General features: G+C 71.0%; 25 protein-coding genes and 1 riboswitch. Of the genes, 12 read left to right on the forward strand and 13 right to left on the reverse strand.

From position 1 onward, the window contains the following. Positions 1-28: 28 nt before the first annotated feature. The 4 genes from ACWF79_RS32960 to ACWF79_RS32975 form a co-directional block, all read right to left on the reverse strand. Positions 29-1,546, reverse strand: a complete 1,518-nt coding sequence (locus tag ACWF79_RS32960; protein WP_453731861.1) for a glycoside hydrolase family 3 protein — start codon at positions 1,544-1,546, stop codon at positions 29-31. 9 nt (positions 1,547-1,555) lie between these two features. Continuing rightward, on the reverse strand, positions 1,556-2,410 hold the full coding sequence (locus ACWF79_RS32965) for a carbohydrate ABC transporter permease (protein ID WP_453731862.1): 855 nt from the start codon (positions 2,408-2,410) through the stop codon (positions 1,556-1,558). Between the two features lie 23 nt (positions 2,411-2,433). Further along, positions 2,434-3,426 (reverse strand): carbohydrate ABC transporter permease, encoded by a 993-nt coding sequence (locus ACWF79_RS32970; RefSeq protein ID WP_453731863.1) that lies wholly within the window; start codon positions 3,424-3,426, stop codon positions 2,434-2,436. A gap of 75 nt (positions 3,427-3,501) precedes the next feature. Further along, a complete protein-coding gene (locus tag ACWF79_RS32975) occupies positions 3,502-4,782 on the reverse strand; it encodes an extracellular solute-binding protein (protein ID WP_453731864.1) in 1,281 nt (426 codons plus the stop codon). A 283-nt stretch (positions 4,783-5,065) separates the two neighbouring features. Between ACWF79_RS32975 and ACWF79_RS32980 the strand changes: the two genes are divergently transcribed. From ACWF79_RS32980 to ACWF79_RS33005, 6 genes are all read left to right on the forward strand, one after another. Next, complete coding sequence (locus tag ACWF79_RS32980; protein ID WP_453731881.1) at positions 5,066-5,830, forward strand: GntR family transcriptional regulator; 765 nt, start codon at positions 5,066-5,068, stop codon at positions 5,828-5,830. A 113-nt stretch (positions 5,831-5,943) separates the two neighbouring features. Then, entirely contained in the window at positions 5,944-6,198 is a 255-nt protein-coding gene (locus ACWF79_RS32985; RefSeq protein WP_453731865.1) for a DUF3311 domain-containing protein, read from the forward strand. Beyond that, positions 6,195-7,820, forward strand: coding sequence for a monocarboxylate uptake permease MctP (gene mctP / locus ACWF79_RS32990; RefSeq protein WP_453731866.1), 1,626 nt, complete (start codon positions 6,195-6,197; stop codon positions 7,818-7,820). The genes ACWF79_RS32985 and mctP overlap by 4 nt, the downstream gene beginning before the upstream one ends. An 85-nt stretch (positions 7,821-7,905) precedes the next feature. Beyond that, on the forward strand, positions 7,906-8,409 hold the full coding sequence (locus tag ACWF79_RS32995; protein WP_453731867.1) for a GNAT family N-acetyltransferase: 504 nt from the start codon (positions 7,906-7,908) through the stop codon (positions 8,407-8,409). Between the two features lie 52 nt (positions 8,410-8,461). Beyond that, positions 8,462-8,586: riboswitch (cobalamin riboswitch) on the forward strand. A 130-nt stretch (positions 8,587-8,716) separates the two neighbouring features. Further along, the gene (locus tag ACWF79_RS33000) at positions 8,717-11,101 is read left to right on the forward strand and encodes a ribonucleoside-diphosphate reductase subunit alpha (RefSeq protein WP_453731868.1); all 2,385 of its coding nucleotides are present in this window, start codon (positions 8,717-8,719) and stop codon (positions 11,099-11,101) included. Further along, positions 11,101-12,117, forward strand: a complete 1,017-nt coding sequence (locus ACWF79_RS33005) for a ribonucleotide-diphosphate reductase subunit beta (RefSeq protein ID WP_453731869.1) — start codon at positions 11,101-11,103, stop codon at positions 12,115-12,117. The genes ACWF79_RS33000 and ACWF79_RS33005 overlap by 1 nt, the downstream gene beginning before the upstream one ends. A 64-nt stretch (positions 12,118-12,181) precedes the next feature. Here ACWF79_RS33005 and def read toward each other — a convergent pair whose 3' ends face one another. From def to ACWF79_RS33045, 8 genes are all read right to left on the reverse strand, one after another. Beyond that, the gene (gene def / locus ACWF79_RS33010; RefSeq protein ID WP_453731870.1) at positions 12,182-12,811 is read right to left on the reverse strand and encodes a peptide deformylase; all 630 of its coding nucleotides are present in this window, start codon (positions 12,809-12,811) and stop codon (positions 12,182-12,184) included. Positions 12,812-12,894: 83 nt separating this feature from the next. Next, the gene (locus ACWF79_RS33015; RefSeq protein ID WP_215065589.1) at positions 12,895-13,875 is read right to left on the reverse strand and encodes a tetratricopeptide repeat protein; all 981 of its coding nucleotides are present in this window, start codon (positions 13,873-13,875) and stop codon (positions 12,895-12,897) included. Between the two features lie 79 nt (positions 13,876-13,954). Next, a complete protein-coding gene (locus ACWF79_RS33020; protein ID WP_453731871.1) occupies positions 13,955-15,262 on the reverse strand; it encodes an HD-GYP domain-containing protein in 1,308 nt (435 codons plus the stop codon). Further along, complete coding sequence (locus ACWF79_RS33025; protein ID WP_453731882.1) at positions 15,259-16,791, reverse strand: HD domain-containing phosphohydrolase; 1,533 nt, start codon at positions 16,789-16,791, stop codon at positions 15,259-15,261. Before ACWF79_RS33025 ends, ACWF79_RS33020 begins: the two co-directional genes overlap by 4 nt. Before the next feature lie 143 nt (positions 16,792-16,934). Continuing rightward, complete coding sequence (gene rsrA / locus ACWF79_RS33030; RefSeq protein ID WP_362429149.1) at positions 16,935-17,234, reverse strand: mycothiol system anti-sigma-R factor; 300 nt, start codon at positions 17,232-17,234, stop codon at positions 16,935-16,937. Next, positions 17,231-17,887 carry a sigma-70 family RNA polymerase sigma factor gene (locus tag ACWF79_RS33035; protein WP_362011464.1) on the reverse strand — a complete coding sequence of 219 codons (657 nt, stop codon included), beginning with the start codon at positions 17,885-17,887 and terminating at the stop codon, positions 17,231-17,233. Before ACWF79_RS33035 ends, rsrA begins: the two co-directional genes overlap by 4 nt. A 240-nt stretch (positions 17,888-18,127) precedes the next feature. Beyond that, on the reverse strand, positions 18,128-18,763 hold the full coding sequence (locus ACWF79_RS33040; protein ID WP_453731872.1) for an alpha/beta hydrolase family protein: 636 nt from the start codon (positions 18,761-18,763) through the stop codon (positions 18,128-18,130). Between the two features lie 48 nt (positions 18,764-18,811). Next, entirely contained in the window at positions 18,812-19,627 is an 816-nt protein-coding gene (locus ACWF79_RS33045; protein WP_453731873.1) for an SOS response-associated peptidase, read from the reverse strand. Positions 19,628-19,678: 51 nt separating this feature from the next. On the opposite strand from ACWF79_RS33045, the gene ACWF79_RS33050 reads away from it, so the two are divergent. The 4 genes from ACWF79_RS33050 to ACWF79_RS33065 all read left to right on the forward strand — a co-directional run bounded on the left by ACWF79_RS33050 (position 19,679) and on the right by ACWF79_RS33065 (position 23,156). Then, entirely contained in the window at positions 19,679-20,365 is a 687-nt protein-coding gene (locus ACWF79_RS33050; RefSeq protein ID WP_453731874.1) for a M50 family metallopeptidase, read from the forward strand. Positions 20,366-20,394: 29 nt separating this feature from the next. Continuing rightward, positions 20,395-21,723 carry a 3-phosphoshikimate 1-carboxyvinyltransferase gene (gene aroA, locus ACWF79_RS33055; RefSeq protein ID WP_453731875.1) on the forward strand — a complete coding sequence of 443 codons (1,329 nt, stop codon included), beginning with the start codon at positions 20,395-20,397 and terminating at the stop codon, positions 21,721-21,723. A 3-nt stretch (positions 21,724-21,726) separates the two neighbouring features. After that, positions 21,727-22,740, forward strand: a complete 1,014-nt coding sequence (gene rsgA, locus ACWF79_RS33060; protein WP_453731876.1) for a ribosome small subunit-dependent GTPase A — start codon at positions 21,727-21,729, stop codon at positions 22,738-22,740. A 92-nt stretch (positions 22,741-22,832) separates the two neighbouring features. Further along, positions 22,833-23,156, forward strand: a complete 324-nt coding sequence (locus ACWF79_RS33065; protein WP_453731877.1) for a DMT family transporter — start codon at positions 22,833-22,835, stop codon at positions 23,154-23,156. Here the strand turns inward: ACWF79_RS33065 and ACWF79_RS33070 are convergent. Next, a complete protein-coding gene (locus ACWF79_RS33070; RefSeq protein WP_453731878.1) occupies positions 23,048-23,731 on the reverse strand; it encodes a TetR/AcrR family transcriptional regulator in 684 nt (227 codons plus the stop codon). The two genes, ACWF79_RS33065 and ACWF79_RS33070, sit on opposite strands and share 109 nt — an antisense overlap. A gap of 106 nt (positions 23,732-23,837) precedes the next feature. Here ACWF79_RS33070 and hisN point away from each other — a divergent pair, with 106 nt between their 5' ends. Both hisN and ACWF79_RS33080 read left to right on the forward strand, forming a co-directional pair. Next, the gene (hisN, locus tag ACWF79_RS33075) at positions 23,838-24,638 is read left to right on the forward strand and encodes a histidinol-phosphatase (protein ID WP_453731879.1); all 801 of its coding nucleotides are present in this window, start codon (positions 23,838-23,840) and stop codon (positions 24,636-24,638) included. Positions 24,639-24,782: 144 nt separating this feature from the next. After that, on the forward strand, positions 24,783-25,184 hold the full coding sequence (locus ACWF79_RS33080; RefSeq protein WP_453731880.1) for a CBS domain-containing protein: 402 nt from the start codon (positions 24,783-24,785) through the stop codon (positions 25,182-25,184). Positions 25,185-25,221 lie beyond the last annotated feature (37 nt).

Here is a 25,221-nt window from a genome sequence, read left to right on the forward strand (position 1 = left end):
GTGCCGGGCCCCTCTCTCCGTACCGTGCTCAGATCCCGACGATGGTCTCCGCCGCCGCGCGGCCGCAGACGCGGGCCGCGCCGTGCGTGGCGATGTGCAGGGCCCCCCGCGGCGCGGCCTGGTTCAGGCCCATCTCCACCACGACGGTGTCCGGGCGGGCCGCGAGCAGGGCGTCGAGGGCCTCGGTCATCCACGGGTGCCGGTGGGCGTCCCGGACGACCGCGACGATCCGCCGCTCTTTCGCCTCGGCGAGCACGGCGTCCACCGACGGCTCGTCGAACGAGCCGGTCTCGGTGCCGGGCAGCAGCCGTTCCAGCTCGGCCGCGACACCCCAGGGCGTCTCGTCACCCACGGCGATGTTGGCGACCGGGGTGAAGGCAGCGACGTAGGGAGCGCTGGTCATCGGCGTGTACGGCAGCTCCCCCGGCGTGAGCGTCACGGCCCGGCGGGCCGCCACGAGTCCGATCTCGGTGCCGGGCGCGGTCCCCTCCTGCACTGCCGCGCCCGGCCCCGATCCAGCCCCCCTGGCCCGGTGCGCCTGGGTCCAGGCCGCGAGCGCGCGTACACGCGCCGCGGCGTCGGCCAGCCGCTCCTCGGGCAGTTCACCGGTCCGTACCGCTGCGACCAGCGCGTCACGCAGCCGCAGTACGGTGTCCTCGTCGGCCAGCCCGCCGCCGACGCAGATGGCGTCGGCGCCCGCGGCGATCGCGAGGACGGATCCGCGCTCGATGCCGTACGTCGACGCGATGGCCTGCATCTCCATGCCATCGGTGACGATCAGCCCCTCGAAGCCCAACTCCTGACGGAGCAGACCGGTCAGGATCTGCGGGCTCAGGGTCGCCGGGCGCTCGGGGTCGAGTGCGGAGAGCAGGATATGCGCGCTCATGACCGCTTTGGTACCCGCGGCGATCGCGGCCCGGAAAGGTACCAGCTCACGGGCGTGGAGTGTGTCGAGGCCCACATCGATGCGGGGCATCGCGTGGTGCGAGTCCACGTTGGTGTCGCCGTGTCCGGGGAAGTGCTTGGTGCAGGCGGCGACGCCGACGGCCTGGAGGCCCTCGACGTACGCCACGGTGTGCCGGGCGACCAGGTCGGTGGCGGCGCCGAAGGACCGGACGCCGATGACCGGGTTGTCGGCGTTGGAGTTCACGTCCGCGGACGGCGCCCAGTTGAGGTCGACGCCGCAGGCGGCGAGCCGGCGGCCGAGCTCCTCGGCGACGGCCCGGGTGAGGTCGACGTCGTCGACCGCTCCGAGGGCGTAGTTGCCGGGGAAGGAGGAGCCGTTTCGGACCTCCAGGCGGGTGACGTCGCCGCCCTCCTCGTCGATGGCGACGAGGACGTCGTCCCGCTCGGCCCGCAGCTGGGCGGTGAGCGCGGCGAGCTGCTCGGGAGAGGCGATGTTCCGGCCGAACAGGCCGACGGAGGAGAGACCCTCGCCGATCCTGCGGAGCAGCCAGTCGGGCGCGGTGGTGCCGAGGAATCCGGGCTGCAGGACGGTGAGCGCGTCACGGGTCAGGGTGTCCGAGGCGCTGATGAGTGTGGTCATGAGGCGGCGTTATCCCTTCACCGCGCCGGCCGTCAGGCCCGCGGCCATCTTGCGCTGGACGAGGAGGAAGAGGATCACGATGGGGACGGCCATCATCGTGGAGCCCGCCATCATCGGGGCGTACTCGGTGCCGTTCTTCGTGATGAAGTTGCCGAGCCAGACGGTGGCCGTCTGGTTCTGCTGGCTCATCAGCATCAGCGCGTACAGGTACTCGTTCCACGCCTGGATGAAGCCGTAGACGGAGGTGGCGACCATGCCGGGGGCGAGCAGCGGGAAGACGACCCGGATGAACGCGCCCGTGCGGGTGCAGCCGTCGACCTGGGCGGCCTCCTCCAGCTCCTTGGGGATGTTGACGATGAATCCGCGCAGCGTCCACACCGTGAAGGGGAGGATGAAGGTCAGGTAGGTGATGATCAGGCCGCTGATCTTGTCGTACTGGCCCAGGTCGTTGAGCATCAGGAAGACCGGGATGATCATCGCGACGAGCGGGACCATCTGGACGGCGAGGATGCCGACGATGACGATCTTGCGGCCCCGGAAGGCGAACCGGGAGATCGCGAGCGCCGCCAGCATGCCGACGATGATGCCGATGACGACGACCACGGACGAGACGACGAGGCTGCGGGTGACCGGTCCCCAGAAGTCCGCGATCTCCAGGGCACGCTTGAAGTTCTCCAGCGTGAAGACCGAGGGGAAGAAGTGCGGGTTCGGGTCGATGGCGTCCTTGGCCGGCTTGAAGGCCGTGTTGACCATCCAGTAGACCGGGAAGCCGATCGTCACGAAGACGAGGAGCCCGATCAGGTTCCAGCCGAGCTTCGACTTGCGGCGCCGGGTGAGGGCGGGAGCAGCGGTGTTCGTGGCCACGCGGCCAGGTGCGTTCGCGGCGCTCACTCCACGTCTCCGATCTTCAGCATCTGACGCATGTACACGGCGACCACGCCGAGCAGCAGCAGGACCGTGACGAGCGCGATCGCGGAGCCGGTGCCGTAGTCGTTGACGACGAACGCCTTGTCGAACGAGTACGTGGTGAGCAGCTGGAACTCCGCCTCGGGGTGGCCGTTGCGCATCACGTAGACCTGCGGGAAGACACCCATGTCCCAGATGACCGAGAGCGTCGTCAGCATGACGATGATCGGCTTCAGGATCGGCAGGGTGACGAAGCGGAAGACGCCCCAGGCTCCGGCGCCGTCGAGGCGCGCGGCCTCCTCCAGCTCCTTGGGCACCTGGGTCAGCCCGGCGCTCAGGGTGATGACGACGAAGGGCACGGCGCCCCAGACGACGAGCAGCATGATGACGGCGAGGCCCTGCGGGCCGCTGGCGAACCAGTTGTGGCCGATCATGTCGACGCCCGGGATCTTGCTGAGCAGCCAGTTGAGGACGCCGTAGTCGGCGTCGAAGAGCCACTTGAAGATGGCGGTGGCGACGATGATGGGCATGCCCCAGCTCGCCACGAGCGCGATGTTGATGAGCATCTTGACCCAGCCGGAGACCCGCTGGAGCAGCAGCGCGATCAGCATGCCGAGGACCATGGTGAGGACCACGGCCCCGCCCGCGAAGATCACGGTGCGCAGGACGACGGCCCAGAACTCACCGTCACCGAGGATCTTGGTGAAGTTGTCGAGGCCGGCCCACTCGGCCTCCTGGAAGCCCCAGAGCTGGGGCTGTCCGAAGACCTGGAAGGAGAGGGTGACCAGGCGCACGAGCGGATAGCCGAGCACCAGGAGCAGGATGAGCAGGCAGGGCGCGAGCAGCAGCCAGGGGATCCCACCCCCGCCCGCGGTCGGCTTCCTTCCGGGCTTCGGGGTACCGGCTACGGCGCCGGATGGTGGCGATTGCCGCACCGGCGGCACCTTCGCGGTGGTTGTGTCTGCGGCACTCATCCCGTGCTCCTCAGCGATCCCTCTCGTGGTACGGGAAGCAGGGCCCCGTCGTCGTGACGGGGCCCTGCCCATAGGTCACTTGGTGTTGATGACCTTGTCGATCGCGGCGTCCGCGTCCTTCGCGGCGGCCTCGACCGACTTCTTGCCGTTGGCGATCTCGATGAGCATCGTCTTGAGGATCTGGGCCTTCTCGACCTGGCCCCAGCCCGGGGCGGTCGGCACGAACCAGCTGGACTCGGCGGCGGTGGCCGCGACCGTCGTGGCCGGGTCGGCCTTCAGCGGGGCGAGGTCCGCCTTGTTGTTGGGCAGGTTGCCCTTGGCGACGAGGCCCTTCTGGCCCTCGGCGCCGGTGAAGGCGGCGATCCACTCGGCCGCGACGCCCTGCGCCTTGGACTTGACCGGGATGGCCAGGTCCGAGCCGCCGAGGAAGACCGGGAGGTTCTTGCCGGACGGGCCGGGCATCACGAAGTTCTCGAGCTTGTCCTTCAGCCCGCCGACCTTGTCGCTCTTCGGGTCGGCCGCGGTGGCGCCCTCCCAGCCGGCGGCGAACATCGTGGCGGCGTTGCCCTGGCCGAAGACGACCGGGCGGTCGGACTCGTCCTTGGTCTTGTCGCCGTGCATGTACTTGTCGACGATGTTCTTGTACTCGTTGAGGCCCTTGACCGACTCCGGCGAGGAGAGGTTCGCCTTCCAGGTCTCGCCCTCCTGCTTGGCGATGGAGCCGCCGGCGTCGAAGACGAAGGACATCGCGGCGTACCAGTCGGGCGACGGCTGGTACCAGGCGCTGAACTTGTCGCCCTTCTTCTTCTGGATGGCGTCGAGCGCGGCGGTCAGCTCGGTCCAGGTCTTCGGGGCGGCCTTGACGCCCGCCTCGGCGGCGATGTCCTTGCGCCAGGTGCCCACGCGGCCACCGGCGTAGTAGGGGACGCCGTAGGTCTTGCCGTTGTAGGTGACCGAGTCCTTGAGGGCGTCGAGCCACTTGTCCGAGTTCTCGAACTTCGAGGCGTCGACCTCGGCGAAGGCACCCTTGGCCATGTAGCTGATCATCTCGGAGTTGCCCATCTCGACAACGTCCGGGGCCTTGTCCGTGGCGAGCACCGCGTCGAGCTTGGTGTTCTTGTCCGGCCAGCCGTAGTACTCGTGCTTGATCGTGATGCCCGGGTGCTTCTTCGTCACCGCGTCGTCGGCGGCCTTGACCAGCTCGGGCCAGTTGTTCTGGGCGTCGACCGTCAGCCAGACGGTCAGCTCCTTGGCGTCTCCGCCGGCGTTGTCCCCGCTCTTGTCGGTACCGCCGCATGCCGCGACGCCGACCATGATGCCCGCGACGCCGATCGCCGCGATGAGCTTGCGCTTCACGCCACCCTCCTCAGGGATGCCTGCAACCCCCCCACCGCGCGAAGACATACGTCGAGTAGTGCTCGTGGGGCTGGGACCTGGTCTTTAATGGTTTAGACCAGTACCGGGAGCTTGGCCTAGACCTTTAGGGGTGTCAAGGGTGTATAAGAAGGGCAGTCGCGTCCGTTATCGGACCGACACCTGAGGGAGGGCGACGACCCGTGACCGGTCCGTGCCACCATGTGAGCCGCGACAGACGGAGGAGCCGGTGACGGCAGCAGCACAGGAGTCGGGAAGGCAGGCCATGGCCACGGACGCGGGCGGCACGGACAAAGAGGGCGGGGTCGCCACCCGCACCGCGCGCGTGCCCAAGTACTACCGACTGAAGCGGCATTTGCTCGACATGACGGAGACCCTGCCGCCCGGCACCCCCGTCCCGCCCGAGCGCACCCTGGCCGCCGAGTTCGACACCTCGCGCACCACCGTGCGCCAGGCCCTCCAGGAGCTGGTCGTCGAGGGCCGGCTGGAACGGATCCAGGGCAAGGGCACGTTCGTCGCCAAGCCCAAGGTCTCGCAGGCGCTGCAGCTCACCTCCTACACCGAGGACATGCGCGCCCAGGGCCTGGAGCCCACCTCCCAGTTGCTCGACATCGGCTACGTGACCGCCGACGACACCCTCGCCGGGCTGCTCGACATCTCCCCCGGCGGGCGCGTCCTGCGGATCGAGCGGCTGCGGCTGGCGAGCGGCGAGCCGATGGCGATCGAGACCACGCACCTTTCGGCCAAGCGCTTCCCGGCGCTGCGCCGTTCGCTGGTGAAGTACACCTCGCTCTACACCGCGCTCGCCGAGGTGTACGACGTGCACCTCGCCGAGGCCGAGGAGACCATCGAGACCTCGCTCGCCACCCCGCGCGAGGCCGGCCTGCTCGGTACGGACGTGGGCCTGCCGATGCTGATGCTCTCCCGCCACTCGCTGGACGCCCAGGGCGAGCCCGTCGAGTGGGTACGTTCGGTGTACCGCGGCGATCGATACAAGTTCGTTGCCAGGCTCAAGCGCCCCAACGGCTGACAAAAGACCGCACACCCCCTGTCCGTTATTCGGACGGGGGTTCCATACAGCGAAACCGTCCCCTAGATTTCCTGCGCATTACACAGGTGATCAGTGAGGGGATGGTTCGCCGTATGTCGGAAGAGTCGCAGGGAAGACAACCAACCGTCACACCCCTACGGGTCGTCGTGGCGCTCTGCCTGTTCGCCCCGTTCGTGGCGATGCTCTGGGTGAGTTCGTACGCGAAGGTCGAGCCGACCTTCATCGGCATCCCGTTCTTCTACTGGTACCAGATGGCGTGGGTGCTCATCTCGACCGCGCTGACGATGGTCGCGTACAAGCTCTGGCAGCGTGACCAGCGCGCCCGGAAGGCAGGTGCGTCGCGATGAAGGACGGCGTGAACGGCGTCGCACTCGCCGTCTTCATATTCTTCTTCCTGGCCGTCACGGTCATGGGCTTCCTCGCCTCGCGCTGGCGCAGGGCCGAGAACGAGAACAGCCTCGACGAATGGGGCCTCGGCGGGCGGTCGTTCGGCACCTGGGTCACCTGGTTCCTGCTGGGCGGCGACCTCTACACCGCGTACACCTTCGTCGCCGTCCCCGCGGCGATCTACGCGGCAGGCGCGGCCGGCTTCTTCGCCGTGCCCTACACGATCCTGGTCTACCCGCTGATCTTCACCTTCCTGCCCCGCCTCTGGTCGGTGTCGCACAAGCACGGGTACGTCACCACCTCGGACTTCGTCCGCGGCCGCTTCGGCTCCAAGGGCCTGTCCCTCGCGGTCGCCCTCACCGGCATCCTCGCGACCATGCCGTACATCGCGCTCCAGCTCGTCGGCATCCAGGCCGTCCTGGACGTGATGGGCGTGGGCGGCGGGGAGAACACGCACTGGTTCATCAAGGACCTGCCGCTGCTCATCGCCTTCGGTGTCCTCGCCGCGTACACCTACTCCTCGGGTCTGCGCGCCCCGGCGCTCATCGCCTTCGTCAAGGACACCCTGATCTACATCGTCATCGCGGTGGCGATCATCTACATCCCGATCAAGCTGGGCGGCTTCGACGAGATCTTCGCCAAGGCCGGCGAGGCGTACGCGACGGTCAACCCGGCGACCGACAAGCCGCGTGGCGCGCTGGTGCCGGGCGAGATGGGTCAGTGGGGCTACGCGACGCTCGCGCTCGGCTCGGCGCTCGCGCTCTTCATGTACCCGCACTCGATCACGGCGACGCTCTCCTCGCGCAGCCGTGACGTGATCCGCCGCAACACCACGATCCTGCCGCTGTACTCACTGATGCTGGGTCTGCTCGCGCTGCTCGGCTTCATGGCGATCGCCGCCGGGGTCAAGGTCTCCAACGGTCAGCTGGCGATCCCGCAGCTGTTCGAGACCATGTTCCCGGACTGGTTCGCGGGCGTGGCCTTCGCCGCCATCGGCATCGGCGCCCTGGTGCCGGCCGCGATCATGTCGATCGCCGCCGCCAACCTCTTCACCCGGAACATCTACAAGGACTTCCTGAAGCCGGACGCCACGCCGGAGCAGGAGACCAAGGTGTCCAAGCTGGTGTCGCTGCTGGTCAAGGTCGGCGCGCTGGCCTTCGTCCTCACCATGGACAAGACGGTCGCCATCAACTTCCAGCTGCTCGGCGGCATCTGGATCCTGCAGACCCTCCCGGCCCTGGTCGGCGGCCTGTTCACCCGCTGGTTCCACCGCTGGGCGCTGCTCGCCGGCTGGGCGGTCGGCATGGTCTACGGCACGGCGGCGGCGTACGGCGTGGCCAGCCCGACCCAGAAGCACTTCGGCGGCTCGTCCGCCGAGATCCCGGGCATCGGCGAGATCGGCTACATCGGCCTCACCGCCTTCGTGATCAACGTCGTCGTCACCGTCGTCCTGACCTTCGTCCTGAAGGCCGTCAAGGCGCCGGAGGGCGTGGACGAGACCTCGCCGTCGGACTACACGGCGGACGCCGGCGACCCGGGCGTCGAGACCGAGATGCCGAAGCTCGGCGCGAGCACGCACTGACGCCGTAGCGCACCACGCGAAGGGCCCGGGGTTTCCGAGCGGAAATCCACGGGCCCTTCGCCGTGCCTCCGGGCAGACTCGGGCCATGGACATCACGATCAGGGCGGTACGGCCCGAGGAGTACGAGACGCTCGGCGAACTGACGGCGGGGACCTACCTGGGCGACGGGCTGCTGTTCTTCGGCGCGGAGGACCCCTATCTGCCCGTCCTCGCGGACGTCGCCGGTCGGGCCGCGGAGGCCGAGGTGCTCGTCGCCGACGACGGCGCGGGCCGGATCCTCGGCGGCGTCACCTTCGTGCGGGGCGGCACGCGCTGGGCGGACGTGGCGCGGGCCGACGAGGCCGAGTTCCGGATGCTGGTGGTCGCCCCCGACGCGCGCGGCCGGGGCATCGGCGAGGCACTGGTCCGGGCGTGCGTGGAGCGGGCCCGGGCGCTGCCCGGCTGTGTCCGGATCGTGCTCTCGACCGACCCCGAAATGGCCGCCGCCCACCGCGTGTACGAGCGGATGGGATTCGTACGCACCCCGGAACGGGACTGGTCGCCGATACCGGACATAGTCCCGCTGCTCACCTACGCCCTGGAGCTGTGACGCGACGCGACACAACATGTGGGGGGTGCCACGAGCGGCGCCCCCCACATGTATGCTCGACCTCGCTGTCGTCGCAGGGGAATCCGGTGCGAATCCGGAACTGTCCCGCAACGGTGTGCTTTTGACGGCTTCGTCCGTCCGGTCAGTCCGAAGACCTGCCGACAGCGCGCCCGGTCCTTCCGTTCCGGGTGCCACAGACGTCCGGGCCTCGCGGAGTGGGCCGCGGCGCGGCGCAGCCCTGCGTACGGGGATGGCCGCTGCCCGCCTCCCTCCGCCCGGCCCCGAGCCGAGCGAGGGAGAGCCCCACGTGACCATCGCGCCCGCCGATCCGGCCGCAGCGATCGAGAGCGACGGTAACGAGAGCGACGGACCCGGGACCGTGCTTCTGCGGACCCTGACCCACCTCACCGCCGACCTCCCCGACACCGACCCCGGCAAGGTCGCCGCCGCCGCGCTGCGCGGCCGCAACGCCGGTTCGGACGAGGCGGAGCTGCGCGAGCTGGCCACCGAGGCGGCCGCGGGTCTCATCGCCGAGGACCCCGCCTACTCCCGGCTCGCCGCCCGGTTGCTGACGATCACGATCGCGGACGAGGCCGCCTCCCAGGGCTCGGTCCGCTTCTCCGCCTCGGTCGCCGTGGGGCACCGCGAGGGCCTGATCGCCGACCGCACGGCCGACTTCGTCACGCTGCACGCCGAGCGCCTCGACGCGCTCGTCGACGACGCCGCGGACGACCGCTTCGGCTACTTCGGTCTGCGCACCCTCTACTCGCGCTACCTCCTGCGCCACCCGATCACCCGCAAGGTGATCGAGACCCCGCAGCACTTCATGCTCCGGGTGGCCTGCGGTCTCGCGGAGAACGACTCCACCCGCGCGCTGGACGAGGTCGCCGCGCTGTACGGGCTGATGAGCCGGCTGGACTACCTGCCCTCCTCCCCCACGCTCTTCAACTCCGGCACCCGCCACCCTCAGATGTCCTCCTGCTACCTGCTGGACTCCCCGCAGGACGAGCTGGACTCCATCTACGACCGGTACCACCAGGTCGCGCGCCTCTCGAAGCACGCGGGCGGCATCGGCCTGTCGTACTCCCGCGTCCGCGCCCGCGGTTCGCTGATCCGCGGCACCAACGGGCACTCCAACGGCATCGTGCCGTTCCTGAAGACGCTGGACGCCTCGGTGGCGGCCGTGAACCAGGGCGGGCGGCGCAAGGGCGCGGCCGCGGTCTACCTGGAGACCTGGCACGCGGACATCGAGGAGTTCCTGGAGCTGCGGGACAACACCGGTGAGGACGCCCGGCGTACGCACAACCTGAACCTCGCGCACTGGATCCCGGACGAGTTCATGCGCCGGGTCAACGCCGACGCCGAGTGGTCGCTGTTCTCCCCGGCGGACGTGCCCGAGCTCGTCGACCTGTGGGGCGAGGAGTTCGACGCCGCGTACCGCGCCGCCGAGGCGAAGGGCCTGGCCCGCAAGACCATGCCGGCCCGTGACCTGTACGGCCGGATGATGCGGACCCTGGCCCAGACCGGCAACGGCTGGATGACCTTCAAGGACGCCTCGAACCGTACGGCCAACCAGACCGCCGAGCCGGGCCACACGGTCCACTCCTCCAACCTCTGCACGGAGATCCTGGAGGTCACGGACGACGGCGAGACGGCGGTCTGCAACCTGGGCTCGGTCAACCTGGGTGCCTTCGTCACCGGCGGCGACATCGACTGGGACCGGCTGGACGAGACCGTCCGTACGGCCGTCACCTTCCTCGACCGGGTCGTGGACATCAACTTCTACCCGACCGAGCAGGCCGGCCGCTCCAACGCCCGCTGGCGCCCGGTGGGCCTGGGCGCGATGGGCCTCCAGGACGTCTTCTTCCAGCTGAAGCTGCCGTTCGACTCCCCCGAGGCGCGTGCGCTGTCCACCCGTATCGCCGAGCGGATCATGCTCGCCGCGTACGAGGCCTCCGCCGACCTCGCCGAGCGCAACGGCCCGGTGCCGGCCTGGGACAAGACCCGCGCCGCGCGCGGTGTCCTGCACCCCGACCACTACGACGTCGAGCTCAACTGGCCCGAGCGCTGGGCCGCGCTGCGCGAGCGGATCGCGAGCGTCGGCATGCGCAACAGCCTGCTGCTCGCCATCGCGCCGACGGCGACGATCGCCTCGATCGCGGGCGTGTACGAGTGCATCGAGCCGCAGGTCTCCAACCTGTTCAAGCGCGAGACGCTGAGCGGTGAGTTCCTCCAGGTCAACGCGTACCTCGTGGACGAGCTGAAGAAGCTCGGCGTGTGGGACGCGCAGACCCGTGAGGCGCTGCGCGAGGCGAGCGGCTCGGTGCAGGGGTTCAGCTGGATCCCGGCCGAGGTGCGCGAGCTGTACCGGACGGCGTGGGAGATCCCGCAGCGCGGTCTGATCGACATGGCTGCGGCCCGCACCCCGTTCCTGGACCAGTCGCAGTCCCTGAACCTGTTCCTGGAGACGCCGACGATCGGCAAGCTGTCGTCGATGTACGCGTACGCCTGGAAGCAGGGCCTGAAGACGACGTACTACCTGCGCTCCCGCCCGGCGACGCGGATCGCCCGCGCCGCTCAGGCGTCGGCGACCGCCACCGCCACCGCCCCCATCCCCGTCCAGCAGGCCGCCGACCCCGACGCCGTCGCCTGCTCCCTTGAGAACCCCGAGTCCTGCGAGGCCTGCCAGTAATGAGCTCCAACGAACAGAAGAACCTGCTGGACCCGGGCTTCGAGCTGACCCTGCGTCCGATGCGCTACCCGGACTTCTACGAGCGCTACCGCGACGCGATCAAGAACACCTGGACCGTGGAGGAGGTCGACCTCCACTCGGACGTCGCCGACCTCGCCAAGCTGACGCCGGGTGAGCAGCACATGATCGGCCGGCTGGTCGCGTTCTTCGCGACCGGCGACTCGATCGTGGCGAACAACCTCGTGCTGACGCTGTACAAGCACATCAACTCCCCCGAGGCGCGCCTGTACCTCTCGCGCCAGCTGTTCGAGGAGGCCGTGCACGTCCAGTTCTATCTGACGCTGCTCGACACCTACCTGCCCGACCCGGAGGACCGCGCGGCGGCCTTCGACGCGGTGGAGAACATCCCCTCCATCCGCGAGAAGGCGCAGTTCTGCTTCAAGTGGATGGACTCGGTCGAGAAGATCGAGCGCCTGGAGACCCAGGCCGACCGCCGCCGCTTCCTGCTCAACCTGATCTGCTTCGCGGCGTGCATCGAGGGCCTGTTCTTCTACGGCGCCTTCGCCTACGTGTACTGGTTCCGCTCGCGCGGTCTGCTGCACGGTCTCGCGACCGGCACCAACTGGGTGTTCCGCGACGAGACGATGCACATGAACTTCGCCTTCGAGGTCGTGGACACCGTCCGCAAGGAGGAGCCGGAGCTCTTCGACGACGCCCTCCAGCAGCAGGTCACCGACATGCTGAAGGAGGCCGTGGAGGCGGAGCTGCAGTTCGGCCGTGACCTGTGCGGCGACGGCCTGCCGGGCATGAACACCGAGTCGATGCGCGAGTACCTCCAGTGCGTCGCCGACCAGCGCCTGGTCCGTCTCGGCTTCGCGCCGGTCTACGGCTCCGAGAACCCGTTCGCGTTCATGGAGCTCCAGGGCGTCCAGGAGCTGACGAACTTCTTCGAGCGCCGCCCGTCCGCCTACCAGGTGGCGGTCGAGGGCTCGGTGGACCTGGACGAGGACTTCTGAGCCTCGCCGGTACGGCGAAGGGCCCCGCTCCGGGGGGAGCGGGGCCCTTCGTCGTACGCCGAGGTCAGTCGTTCGGGACGGTCTCGTAGCGCGGGGTGCCCTCTTCCATCTGGCGCAGCGCGTCCTTGCGGTCGCGCTTGGAGAGCTTGTCGATGTACAGGAAGCCGTACAGGTGGTCCGTCTCGTGCTGGAGGCAGCGGGCGAAGTAGCCGGTGCCCCGGACCTTGATCGGGTTGCCCTGGGCGTCCTGGCCGTGCACCTCGGCGTAGTCCGGGCGGGCCAGCGCGGCGTACGCGGTCGGGACGGAGAGGCAGCCCTCGTTGGAGTCGTCCAGGTTGCGGCGGTCGGCCGGGAGGTCCTGGAGCACCGGGTTGACGACGACGCCGGTGTGGCGGACGCCCTCGTCGTCGGGGCAGTCGTAGACGAAGACCTTGAGGTCGACACCGATCTGGTTCGCGGCCAGGCCCACGCCCTCGGCGGCCTTCTGGCTGGCGAACATGTCGTCGATCAGCGCGGCGAGCTTGTCGTCGAACTCGGTGACGTCCTTGCACTCGCGGTGCAGCACCGGGTTGCCGACGACGGTGATCGGACGCGCCGTGCCCCGCTCGCGGTACGCGAGCTCACGCGCCTCGCAGTCCTCCGTGTCGACGACGAAACCGTCGTTGATCTGCTCGTCAGTCTCCTGCTGCGCCATTTCCGCCGCACGCCTTCCTCAGAACCCCAGTCAATGGTCCCGTACAGCCTAAGGGCAGGATCTGGGCGGGATCAGCAGATGGATCAGCAGACCTCTTCGAGATCGCGCCATTCCCTGCTGTCCGGACTGTCCGCCACCCAGCCGTCGAGCAGGCCGCGGACCAGGCCCACGGGCGCGGCGATTCCGCACTCCCGTTCGGGGACCCAGAGCTCGCCGGGCGAGCGGTGGCCGAGCGGTCCGGGGTGGCCCGGCTCGCTGTGGTCGTGCGGGTCCAGGTGCTCGCCCTCGCCCTCGGCGCTCGGCATGGTCGACTCCGAGCAGGCGCGGCAGAGCAGCCGGACCGACGAGGACCAGTCCTCGGCGGCGAAGCCGGCGTCGGCGGCGAGCTGCTCCAGGGCGTCACGGTCGGCCTCGGTGGCGGCTTCCAGGAGGACCACCCAGGTGGGCACGGGCGAGGGGGCCCAGAGCTCGATCTCGTCGAAGACGGGGTAGGACGGCCCGGCGGTGGTCGTGCGCTCGCCGTTGGGCACGCCGTCGTGGAGGACGACCTCGCCCCAGCGGCGGCCGGAGGACGGCAGCGGGATGGAGAGCACCTCGATCCGCGCGGGGTCGAGCCTGCGGCCCCACACCACCTCGGCCTCGCCCTCGGGCGAGAGCCGGACGGCGGCGCTGCCCAGCTCCATACCGGCGGGCTCACCGGTGCCGGCGGAGGCCCCGGGCACCTTCAGCCCGTACGCCTGCCAGGCGCGGCGGGCCAGGGGCCAGTCCTGGAGCGCGGTGGCGGCGATGCCGACGTTCCACCAGTCGGGAGCGCCGGTCTCCTTGTCGAGCAGCGCGACGGCGCGCAGCCCGGCGGCCCGGGCCTGCTCCCAGTCGTGGCGGAACTTGTGCAGCAGCGCCAGGTTGAACCAGGACTCCGAGAGCCAGGGCTCCAGGTCCGCCGCGCGCGTGAGCAGCGCGCCCGCGTCCTCGTACCGGCCGTCGCCGATCAGCGTGAACGCGCGGTCGGTGGCCTGCCGCCACGAGGCGGAGGGCCGATGCCGTACCTTCCCGAAGATCCTCACGATTCCCGCCTGCCGGTCGCTTCACCCTCTTGTTCGCATCCAACCATGCCCGGTTGGACGCGCGCTCATTACCCATGGGTTACCCAGGAGGGACGGGGGTGACGCCCCCGGTCGTACCGCCCCTCGCCAGGACTCTGGCGAGGGATTCCACGACCTCGGGGTGGTGGTCGCGGGCGGTGGCGAGGCGGAGCCGTTCGAGGGCGGTCAGCGACCCGCCGGCACCGGCGCCGGCGAGGTCGTCGTAGGCGTTGACGGTACGCACGATCCGGGCGGGGAGCGGCTGGTCGCGGTACGGGTCGGCCTGCCGCTCCACGACGACGGCCACGGCGGCGGGGACGCCGGTCTGGCGGACGACGGCGCCGCCGAGGAGCGCGATCCGGCGCTGTTCCTCGGCCGGGAGGAGAGCGGTGGCGCCTTCGGGGACGGGGTCGACGAGGGAGAGCTGGCCGATGTCGTGCATGAGGGCGGCGTACTCCAGGACAGTCAGCTCGGACCCGGAGAGGCCGAGCTCACGGCCGACGGCGCCGCTCAGCGCGGCGACACGGCGGGCGTGGCCGGGTGGGGTGCAGCCGGCGATCTCGGTGGCGCGGGCGAGCGAGGCGATGGTCTGGCGGTTGGTGGCGCGCACGGCCGCGTACCGCCGGAAGGAGACCTGGGTGAGCAGCAGCGGGACGCAGAAGAGGGGCAGCGCCCAGAGTCCGGCGGCGGCCACGCCGAGGGCCATGACGGCGCCGGTGGCGCAGACCGCGGAGCCGATACCGAGCAGCGCCCGCAGCTCGTCCCGCAGGAGGGGGCCGTAGGGGACGGGGGCGCTCGCCCTGTCCTCGCCCGTGCGCCGCCGGGCGCTGCGGGGGACGGTGCGGGCGCGGAGCATCAGGGCGGCGAGGACGGCGTCGCAGAGGGCGGTGAGGACGAGGAGGAGCAGGAGGAAGAGGGCGTAGGCGGGGCCTCGTCCGAGGCGGTCGGCGACCTCGCCGGAGTTGTAGAGCGGCTGGAAGCAGAGGGCAGCGAAGCCGACGGTGAGGATGCGGCGGGCCTGGTGGTCGAGGTCGGGGCCCTCGCCGCGGGCGATGTGCGGGACGATCCCGACGAGCCCGCCGGCGAAGACGACGGCGATGATCTGCAGCACGCCGTGGGTGGTCGCGCTCCCGGCCTGCTCTCCGAGCAGGGCGTACGCGAGGGCTCCGGCGGAGGCGAGCGGCGCGGGCTCGCGGTCCCCCGGCAGGGCGCCCCAGCGGGCGAGTTCGCCGAGTGCGATGAGCACGCCGAACGCGAGCGCGTTCCCGGGCTCGCTGACCCCGTTCCACAGCGTGCCCCCGAACCCGGCGACGGTCAGCGCGAGGGCGGCGCCGTGGACGACCCCGACGACCGGGGCCCCGGCCCTCACGCCCGGCCTCGGGGCGGAACGTGCGCGCGGGGCGCGGCGGGGCCGGGGGTGGGCGCGCCGACGGGGGCGGATGCGTCGGCGGCCGAGGGGGGTCCGGCGGGGGTGCGCGGCGCGCGGGCGGTGGCTTGCGCGGGCGGCGTGGCCGGCGCGGTCGGTGCGGGCAGGCGCCGGGCGGCCGGGACGCCGGGCTCGGGCGCGCTCGTGGGTGCCGTACCGGGCGGGCACGGCTCGTCCGCCGTCACCGCCGTCTGCCAGCCGTGGCGGTCGAGCGCCTGGACGAGCGCGGAGACCATCCGGGGGTCGAAGTGCGTGCCCGCGCACCGCTCCAGCTCCGCCAGCGCCACCGCGACGGGCCGGCCCCTGCTGTAGGAGCGGGTCGAGGTCATCGCGTCGAAGGCGTCGGCGACGGCCACCACCCGGGCGAACTCGGGGATCTGCTCCCCGCTGAGCCCGTAGGGGTATCCGCTGCCGTCCATCTTCTCGTGGTGGTGCAGGATCGCCGCCCGCGCCTCCCCGAGGAAGCCGATGCCCCGGACCATCTCGTGGCCGTACTCCGGGTGCAGCTCGATGATCCGGCGCTCCTCGGGGGTGAGCGGCCCGTCCTTCCGCAGGATCCGGGTCGGTACGCCGAGCTTGCCCACGTCGTGCAGGATCCCGGCGAAGCGGAGGTTCTCCAGGCGCTCCTCCGCCATGCCGAGCTCATGGGCGATCAGTACCGAGGCGTGGCCCACCCGTTCGCTGTGCCCGCGGGTGTACCGGTCCTTGATGTCGACGGCCTGCACGAGGGCGCGGATCGTCGCCTGGTGCGCGGCGCGTTCGCGGTGGTACTGGGCGAAGACCCAGCAGGAGATGTACATCGGCAGCAGCACGAAGAGCGCGGCGACGGGCCCGTACGTACTGCGCCACAGCACCGCCATCATCAGCCCGGCGAGGCCGTGCACGGCGTGCGGGGCGAGCGTCCGGCCGAGGTGGCCGCGCCAGGCGGTGCGCGGCGGGATCCTCTCGGCGGCGATCCGGATCCCGCCGTCGAGGGCCGTCAGGACCAGGCAGAAGGTGAGCGCGGACGCGGCCGCCGGGAGCAGGGCGTACGGGAAGTCGGGGGCGTGCGGCCCATTCCCGAGGGCCTCGCGGCCGCCCAGGGCCCCGGCGACCAGCGCGGCGGCCGAGACGGAGATCAGGAGCTGGGCCGTCCGCCAGGCCCGGCGCACGCCCGCCGGCCGCTGCTCCACGCGGGCGACCAGAGCCCCGGGCAGGGCGGTGAGCGCGGCGGCGGCGGGCGGGAGGAGGAGGGCCGAGCTGAGCAGGACGGGGAAGAAGGAACCGGCCCCCATGGGCACCGAGCCGCCGAGCGCCCGGTCGAGGAGCCGGCAGCGTGCGGGGAGCTCGCACAGCGCGTACAGGGCGGCGAGGAGCGCGACGGTGCTCCACGGGGTGTGCGCGGCCGGGTGCAGCGCCGGGAGCGCGCACGCGGCGGCGGCGAGAAGGGCGCAGCCGATGTACGCACGTGCCGCTCGGGGAATCGCCTTCACGCCCATCACACCGGTCACGCTAGCGAGTTGGGCGTGCTGTGCGGGCGGGCCCCGGCCGATTCGCACCATCGGGTGATACAAGCTGATGTATGCGTGAGGGCCGCCGCGATCGTGTCGCGGCGGCCCTTCGCCGACGGGCGGCGTTACTCCTGGGCGGTCGCCGTGATGTCCTGCTCGGGCACCAGCTCGCCCGAGCGGATCAGGTCGATGCGGCCCATCACCTTGGCCCGCAGGTCGGTGGGCACGTCGTCACTGCCGCAGCAGCGCTTGACGAGCTTCTTCACCGCCTGTTCCAGGCCGTACTTCTCCAGGCACGGGGAGCACTCCTCGAAGTGCACCTCGAACTTGGTGCAGTCACTGTCGGGCATCTCTCTGTCGAGGAACTCGTAGAGATGATCCAGGACCTCTGAGCAGTCCGTCTCGTGCGGCTCTCCGCAGCTCATGAGCCCGAGCCTTTCCGATCGTTCGACGACTCTCCGGCGCCCGCGGGCACGAGCCCGCGGTCGCGGGCGTAGTCCTCGAGCATGCCGCGCAACTGACGGCGGCCCCGGTGCAGTCGGGACATCACCGTACCGATGGGTGTCCCCATGATGTCCGCGATCTCCTTGTACGCAAAGCCCTCGACATCCGCGAGATAGACGGCGATGCGGAATTCCTCGGGGATCGCCTGCAGCGCTTCCTTGACGTCCGAGTCCGGCAGGTGGTCGAGGGCCTGCGACTCGGCGGACCGCAGTCCGGTCGACATGTGCGACTCGGCGCGGGCGAGCTGCCAGTCCTCGATCTCCTCGGCGGCGCTGCGCTGGGGCTCGCGCTGCTTCTTGCGGTACGAGTTGATGAAGGTGTTGGTGAGGATCCGGTACAGCCAGGCCTTCAGATTCGTACCCTCGCGGAACTGGTGGAACGAGCCGTACGCCTTGGCGTACGTCTCCTGCACCAGGTCCTCGGCGTCTGCGGGGTTCCGCGTCATGCGCAGCGCGGCGGAGTACATCTGGTCGAGGTAGCCGAGGGCGTCCCGCTCGAAGCGCGCGTTGCGCTCCGCGGTCGTCTCCTCGGGGCCGTCGTCGGTCCCTGTGTCGGTCCCAGTGACCGGACCCACCTCCTCCAACGCTGCGGCGAATCCGAATGCGGACCCGCTCGATTCGGAGGATAGACGAGGAACCGCTCCGCCCGCCGCCCGAATAGGGGCGCTCTTGGGAGCGGGCAGCACTGTCCAGTCGAGGTCAGCGGCCTGCACACGCTCGGGGCAGATGGTCGATCCCATGCGACGGACTCCCTCTTCCTTGCTCTCACACCGACATGCGTCACAACCGTGGTCGCATGCTCCGCATTCCCGGGCTCAGGGCCGGAGTGACGCGAGCCACGCGGAGACCTCGCGGACGATGTGAGCGAGGGTCTCGTCCGGGGTGACGGGCGCTCGCTTGGCCACGGCGAAGCCGTGATCGCCGTACGCCACCTCGACGAGCGTGTACGGCCCTTCGGGGAATTCCGCGGGCTTCCCGAAGGAGTCGTTGCCGCCCTGGAGGACGAGGGTGGGCAGGCCCGTGCCGAGCAGTTCGTCGGCCCGGGACTTCTCCGGCTTGCCCGGCGGGTGGAGCGGGAAGCTCAGTGCCAGGACGGCGGCGGCGCCGAGCTCCTTGCCGGTCCGGCAGGCGACCCGGGCGCCGGCGCTGCGCCCTCCGGCGATCACGGGGAGGCCGGGCCTGGCGAGAGCGGGCCAGATCCCTCGCCACCCGACGTCGAGCGTCTTCGGGGCGGGCGCCACCTTCTTCCCGGCGACCCGCCAGGGCTGCTCCACCAGCGCGACGCTCACGCCCTCGGGCGGCAGCGCGGCGGCCAGCGCCTGGAGGTCCCGCGCCTCGACCCCGCCCCCGGCGCCGTGCGACAGCGCCAGCACGGCCCAGGCCTTCTTCCCGGGGAACCAGGTGATCCGGGCGTCTCCGGCATCGGTGGCTACGATCTCGCTCTTCGTCACAGGCCCCATCCTGCCGCCCGCCCCTGGGGCCCGCGGGCGCGGCGCGCCTCAGAACAGCGTGGCCACCTCCGGGCCCTCCAGCTCCTCCAGCAGTTCCGGTCCGTTGTTGCGGACGTTGCTGACGGCCGTCGCCACCGGATACGCCCGCATCAGCCCCTCCGGCGGCGCCGCCAGCAGGCCCTGCAGCTCGTCCACGTTCGTGCGGCGCGGGTCCAGCCACGCGTCCCAGCGGTCCGGGGTCAGCATCAGCGGCATCCGGGGGTGGATCTCCGCGAGCGAGCCGGGGCCCTCCGCCGGGGCCACGCCCAGCGGCCCCGTCTCCGCCTCCGTCGTGATGACCGAGCACGTCACCCACCACGCCGACGGGTGGTCGCCCGGCAGGGCCGGGTCGCGCCAGAACTCGTACAGGCCGGCCATCGCGAAGACCGAGCCGTCCGCCGGGGTCACGAAGTACGGCTGCTTCCGGGGCCGCTTCCTCTTCCCCTCGACCTCCAGCTCCCGCTCCCCCGCCCCCGTCACCCACTCGTAGTAGCCGTCGGCCGGCAGGATGCACCGCCGCGCGGCGAGGGCCGTCTTGAAGGACGGCTTCTCGGCCAGTGTCTCCGCCCGCGCGTTGATCATCCGGGCCGCGCCCTCGGGACTCTTCGACCAGGACGGCACGAGGCCCCACCTCAGCGTCCTCAGCTGGCGAACCGGTCGCCGTGATTCCGCGTCTTTCAGTGGACGCTCCAGAATCGCGTGGACCTCCTTCGTGGGGGCCACGTTCCAGTCCGGAGCCAGGGTCTCCTCGGGCTCCCACTTCTCGACCCCGAAGACGCCCACCAGGTCCTCGGGCCGCCGACTCGCTGCAAACCGTCCGCACATACGTGCCACACTGCCACGGTCCATGACCCATCCGAGGAGACAGTCCAGACAATGAACGAAGTCCTCGGCACCCAGCCCTCCCCCGACGAGTGGCTGGTGATCGCCACCACCGTCGCCGCCCTCGCCGTCACCGTCCCGCGCGCGATATGGCGGCTGTCCCGCAACGCCATCACCATCGCCCACGAAGGCGGCCACGGCCTCGTCGCGCTCGTCACCGGCCGCCGTCTGCAGTCCATCCGGCTCCACTCCGACACCAGCGGGCTGACCGTCTCGCGCGGGCGCCCCACCGGCATCGGCATGATCCTCACCGCCGCCGCCGGCTACACCGCCGCCCCGCTGCTCGGCCTGGGCGGTGCCTGGCTGCTCGCCGACCACCGGATCACGCTGCTGCTGTGGGTCGCGACCGCGCTGCTCCTCGCCATGCTGGTGATGGTCCGGAACGCGTACGGAATCTTCACCGTCCTGCTCACGGGCACCGCGTTCCTGCTGATCTCCTGGCTCACCGGCCCGGCCGTGCAGGCCGTCTTCGCGTACGCCGTCGTCTGGTTCCTGCTCGTGGGCGGTGTCCGGCCGGTCTTCGAGCTCCAGGGCAAGCGGCGCCACGGCGGGGCACCCGACTCGGACGCCGACCAGCTCTCCCGGCTCACCTACGTCCCCGCGGCGCTCTGGCTCTTCTTCTTCCACGCGGTGTCGCTCTGCTCCCTGATCGGCGGAGGCCGCTGGCTGCTCGGGCTGTAGCCGCCGCGTGCCCCACTAAAGTGAGGGGCATGACCGATACCTCCTCGCACGCCGACCAGCACACAGACCTCTGGCCCGCCCCGTATGCCGGCGGCGCCGTCGACGCGACCGTCACCGTGCCCGGATCGAAGTCGGTCACCAACCGCGGCCTGGTCCTCGCCGCCCTCGCCGCCGAGCCGGGCTGGCTGCGCCGCCCGCTGCGCTCGCGCGACACGCTCCTGATGGCCGAGGCCCTGCGCACGCTGGGCGTGAAGATCGAGGAAGGCGTGGGCCCGGACGGTACGGGCGAGGCGTGGCGGATCATCCCGGCCGGGCTGCGCGGCCCGGCGACGGTGGACGTCGGCAACGCCGGTACGGTCATGCGCTTCCTGCCGCCGGTCGCGGCGCTCGCCGACGGCCCGGTGCACTTCGACGGCGACGCCCGGTCCCACGAGCGTCCGCTGCACGGCGTGATCGACGCGCTGCGGGTCCTCGGCGCCCGGATCGACGACGACGGGCGCGGCGCGCTGCCGATGACCGTGCACGGTGGCGGGGCGCTGGACGGCGGCCCGGTGGAGATCGACGCCTCCTCGTCCTCCCAGTTCGTCAGCGCCCTGCTGCTGTCGGCGCCCCGCTTCAACCAGGGGGTGGAGGTACGCCACGTGGGCGCGAAGCTCCCCTCCCTCCCGCACATCCGGATGACCGTCGACATGCTCCGGCAGGTCGGCGCCCAGGTCGACGAGCCGGAGACCGGTGGCGAGCCGAACGTCTGGCGCGTCTCCCCCTCCGCGCTGCTCGGCCGTGACCTGACGGTCGAGCCCGACCTGTCGAACGCCCAGCCGTTCCTGGCCGCGGCCCTGGTCACCGGCGGCCGGGTGACGGTCCCCGACTGGCCGGCCCGGACCACCCAGCCCGGTGACGCGCTGCGCGAGATCTTCACCGAGATGGGTGGCACCTGCGAGCTGACCGAGGCCGGTCTCACCTTCACCGGCACCGGCCGGATCCACGGCATCGACGTGGACCTGAGCGAGGTCGGCGAGCTGACGCCCGGCATCGCGGCGGTCGCGGCGCTCGCCGACTCGCCGTCCACGCTGCGCGGCGTCGCCCATCTGCGGCTGCACGAGACGGACCGCCTCGCCGCGCTCACCAAGGAGATCAACGAGCTCGGCGGCGACGTGACGGAGACCGAGGACGGGCTGCTCATCCGCCCGCGCCCGCTGCACGGCGGGGTCTTCCACACGTACCACGACCACCGCATGGCGACGGCGGGCGCGATCATCGGCCTCGCGGTCGAGGGAGTGGAGATCGAGAACGTGGCGACGACGGCCAAGACCTTGCCCGACTTCCCCAGGATGTGGACCGAAATGCTCGGAGCCTGAGCCATGCGGCGTTACGGGAAGCACACCGACGAGGACGACATCCGCCAGCGGCCCAACCGCAAGGGCAACCGTCCCCGTACCAACATCCGTCCCAAGCACGAGGACGCGGTCGAGGGCATGGTCCTCACCGTGGACCGTGGCCGGCTCACCTGCCTCGTCGACGACCGGGTGATCCTGGCGATGAAGGCGCGCGAGCTGGGCCGCAAGGCCGCCGTCGTCGGCGACCGGGTCTCCCTCGTGGGCGATCTGTCCGGCGAGAAGGACACGCTGGCCCGGATCGTACGGATCGGTGAGCGCAGCTCCGTACTCCGCCGGACGGCCGACGACGACGATCCCTACGAGCGGGTGGTCGTCGCCAACGCCGACCAGCTGGCCATCGTCACCGCGCTCGCCGACCCCGAGCCCCGCCCCCGGCTCATCGACCGCTGTCTGGTCGCCGCGTACGACGGCGGGCTCACCCCGCTGCTCGTGCTCACCAAGTCGGACCTGGCGAAGCCCGACGAACTCCTGGAGAAGTACGGGGCGCTCGGGGTGCCGTACGTGGTCACCACGCGCGACGAGTTCGTGGACGGGGTGGCCGCCGAGCGGGTCCACGAGCACCTCAAGGGGCGCACGACCGCCTTCGTCGGACACTCCGGCGTCGGCAAGACGACGCTGGTCAACGCCCTGGTCCCGGAGGACCGGCGGCGGAGCACCGGCCATGTCAACGCGGTCACCGGGCGAGGCCGGCACACCACCACCTCGGCGCTCGCGCTGCCGCTGAACGACCCGGCGGGCGGCTGGGTGATCGACACTCCAGGCGTCCGTTCCTTCGGCCTCAACCACGTCGACCCGTCCCGGGTGATCCTGGCCTTCCCCGACCTCGTCCCCGGTACGGAGAACTGTCCGCGGGCCTGCAGCCACGACGAGCCGGACTGCGCGCTGGACGCGTGGGTGGCCGACGGGCACGCCGATCCGGCGCGGCTGTATTCCCTGCGGCGGCTGCTCGCCACGCGGGAGCGACGCGAAGGCGACTGAATCGCGCACGTTTGCGGTCCAAGGGTGTTGGTAAGTGCATAATCGCACCAAGTGCGACGAAGCAGTCACCGACGGCGTGGGAGGCACTGACGATGGCGTGGCTGCTGGTGGTTGTCGCTGGAATCCTGGAGACGGGGTTCGCGGTCTGTCTGAAGCTGTCGCACGGATTCACCCGCCTCTGGCCCACGGTCGCCTTCGCCTGTTTCGCCCTCGGCAGCTTCGGGCTGCTGACGCTCGCCCTGCGCAAGCTGGACGTCGGTCCGGCGTACGCGGTGTGGACCGGCATCGGGGCGGCCGGGACCGCGATCTACGGAATGATCTTCCTCGGCGACATCGTGTCGACGCTGAAGATCGTGTCGATCACGTTCGTGATCGTCGGGGTCATCGGCCTCCAGCTCTCGGGGTCGGCCCACTGACCGTCCGGTCCGACGGGCGAGGCCACGACGGGCGTCGGAGCGACGACGTACGAGAGCGCCAGCCGGAGGGCCACCTCGCAGTCGTGCCGTACGTGCCGTACGTCCCCGGTCTCGTCGCGGAGCGCCGTCGCGGCCCGGTCACGGGCGAGCCCGAGCATGTCGGCGGGGGACGGCACGCCCGCGTCGGCGCGGCGCTGCGCGGGGACGGTGGAGGCCCGGGCTCCTGCCCTCGCGGGGCGGGGCGTCGGGAGCCGCTCCCCCCAGCAGCCGGTGAGCAGGGCCCGCAGGACGGGGCGCGTGAAGGCCTCGGAGACGGTCCACTCGGCGACGGCCGCCAGGCTCCGCCGGGGCGGGGCCGGGGTGGCGACGATCCGCTCGACGCCCTGGAGGTACGCGTCGGCCTCGCGCCGTACGAGCGCGCGGGCCAGGCCCTCCTTGCTGCCGAACTCGTTGTACAGGGTCTGCCGGGATACGCGCGCGGCGGAGGCGATGTCGACCATCCGGACCGCGGACCAGGGCAGCTCCGTGAGTGCCGCGTGGGCGGCGTCGAGCAGGGCCTCACGGGCAGTCGGCATCGTCGCCTCCCGGCCAGAACGGTTCTGCGCTCAGAGTTGACGGGCCGCCACGCACTGTCAAGGCCTCCGGAGGGGCCACCTCCCTTCGGGGGATAGAGTTTCGACCATGGCCGATTACCACGACGATCTCCGTCTCGCCCATGTCCTCGCGGATGCCGCCGACGCGGCCACCATGGACCGGTTCAAGGCACTCGACCTGAAGGTCGAGACCAAGCCGGACATGACGCCGGTCAGCGAGGCGGACAAGGCCGCCGAGGAGCTCATCCGCGCCCACCTCCAGCGGGCGCGGCCGCGTGACGCGATCCTCGGCGAGGAGTACGGCGTGGAGGGCACGGGCCCGCGCCGCTGGGTGATCGACCCGATCGACGGCACGAAGAACTATGTGCGCGGGGTGCCGGTCTGGGCGACCCTGATCGCGCTGATGGAGGCCGGTGACGCCGGTTTCCAGCCGGTGGTGGGCGTGGTCTCGGCGCCGGCGCTCGGCCGTCGCTGGTGGGCGGCGAAGGGCGCGGGCGCGTACACCGGCCGCAGCCTCACCTCGGCGACCCGGATCCATGTCTCGAAGGTCTCGGAGCTCGGCGACGCCTCGTTCGCGTACTCCTCGCTGAGCGGCTGGGAGGAGCGGGGCCGCCTCGACGGCTTCCTCGACCTCACGCGCGCGTGCTGGCGGACGCGGGCGTACGGCGACTTCTGGCCGTACATGATGGTCGCCGAGGGCGCGGTGGACCTGTGCGCCGAGCCGGAGCTGTCGCTCTGGGACATGGCGGCGACGGCGATCGTGGTCCAGGAGGCGGGCGGCACGTTCACCGGCCTCGACGGGCGGCACGGCCCGCACAGCGGCAACGCGGCGGCCTCGAACGGCCTGCTCCACGGCGAACTGCTGAGCTACCTGAACCAGGAGAGCTGACCCCGAGCGCCCCTCGCGGGCGCCGCGCGCGCCCTCTTGTCGGCCCCTCACCTGACTGCCACTCTGAGAGTCCCCCCACTTGTGAACTTGTGAATGCGTTCTCGTTGAAGGCGGGAACGGTTCACGAAGGAGGTGGCTCCCTTCATGCTCGTCCGTGACGCCATGAGCACGGTGGTCCTCACCATCGGCCCCGCCCACACCCTCCGCCAGGCCGCCCGGCTGATGTCGGCGCGCCGCGTCGGCGCGGCCGTCGTCCACGACACCGATGCCGGCGGGTTCGGCATCCTCACCGAGCGCGACATCCTCAACTCGATCGGCGCCGACCAGAACCCCGACCACGAGACCGCCGGCTCCCACACCACCACCGACGTCGTCTTCGCCGCCCCCACCTGGACCCTGGAGGAGGCGGCCGCGGCCATGACCCACGGCGGCTTCCGCCATCTCGTCGTGCTCGACGGCGACGGTGCCGTCGGCATCGTCTCCGTACGGGACATCATCCGCTGCTGGACCCTGGCGCACCGCCGCGCGGCGACCATGGCGAGCTGACACCGGAGCGGGCCGGACTTCCGTACCGATGTACGGA

It is taken from the genome of Streptomyces sp. NPDC054975, from assembly GCF_053609105.1.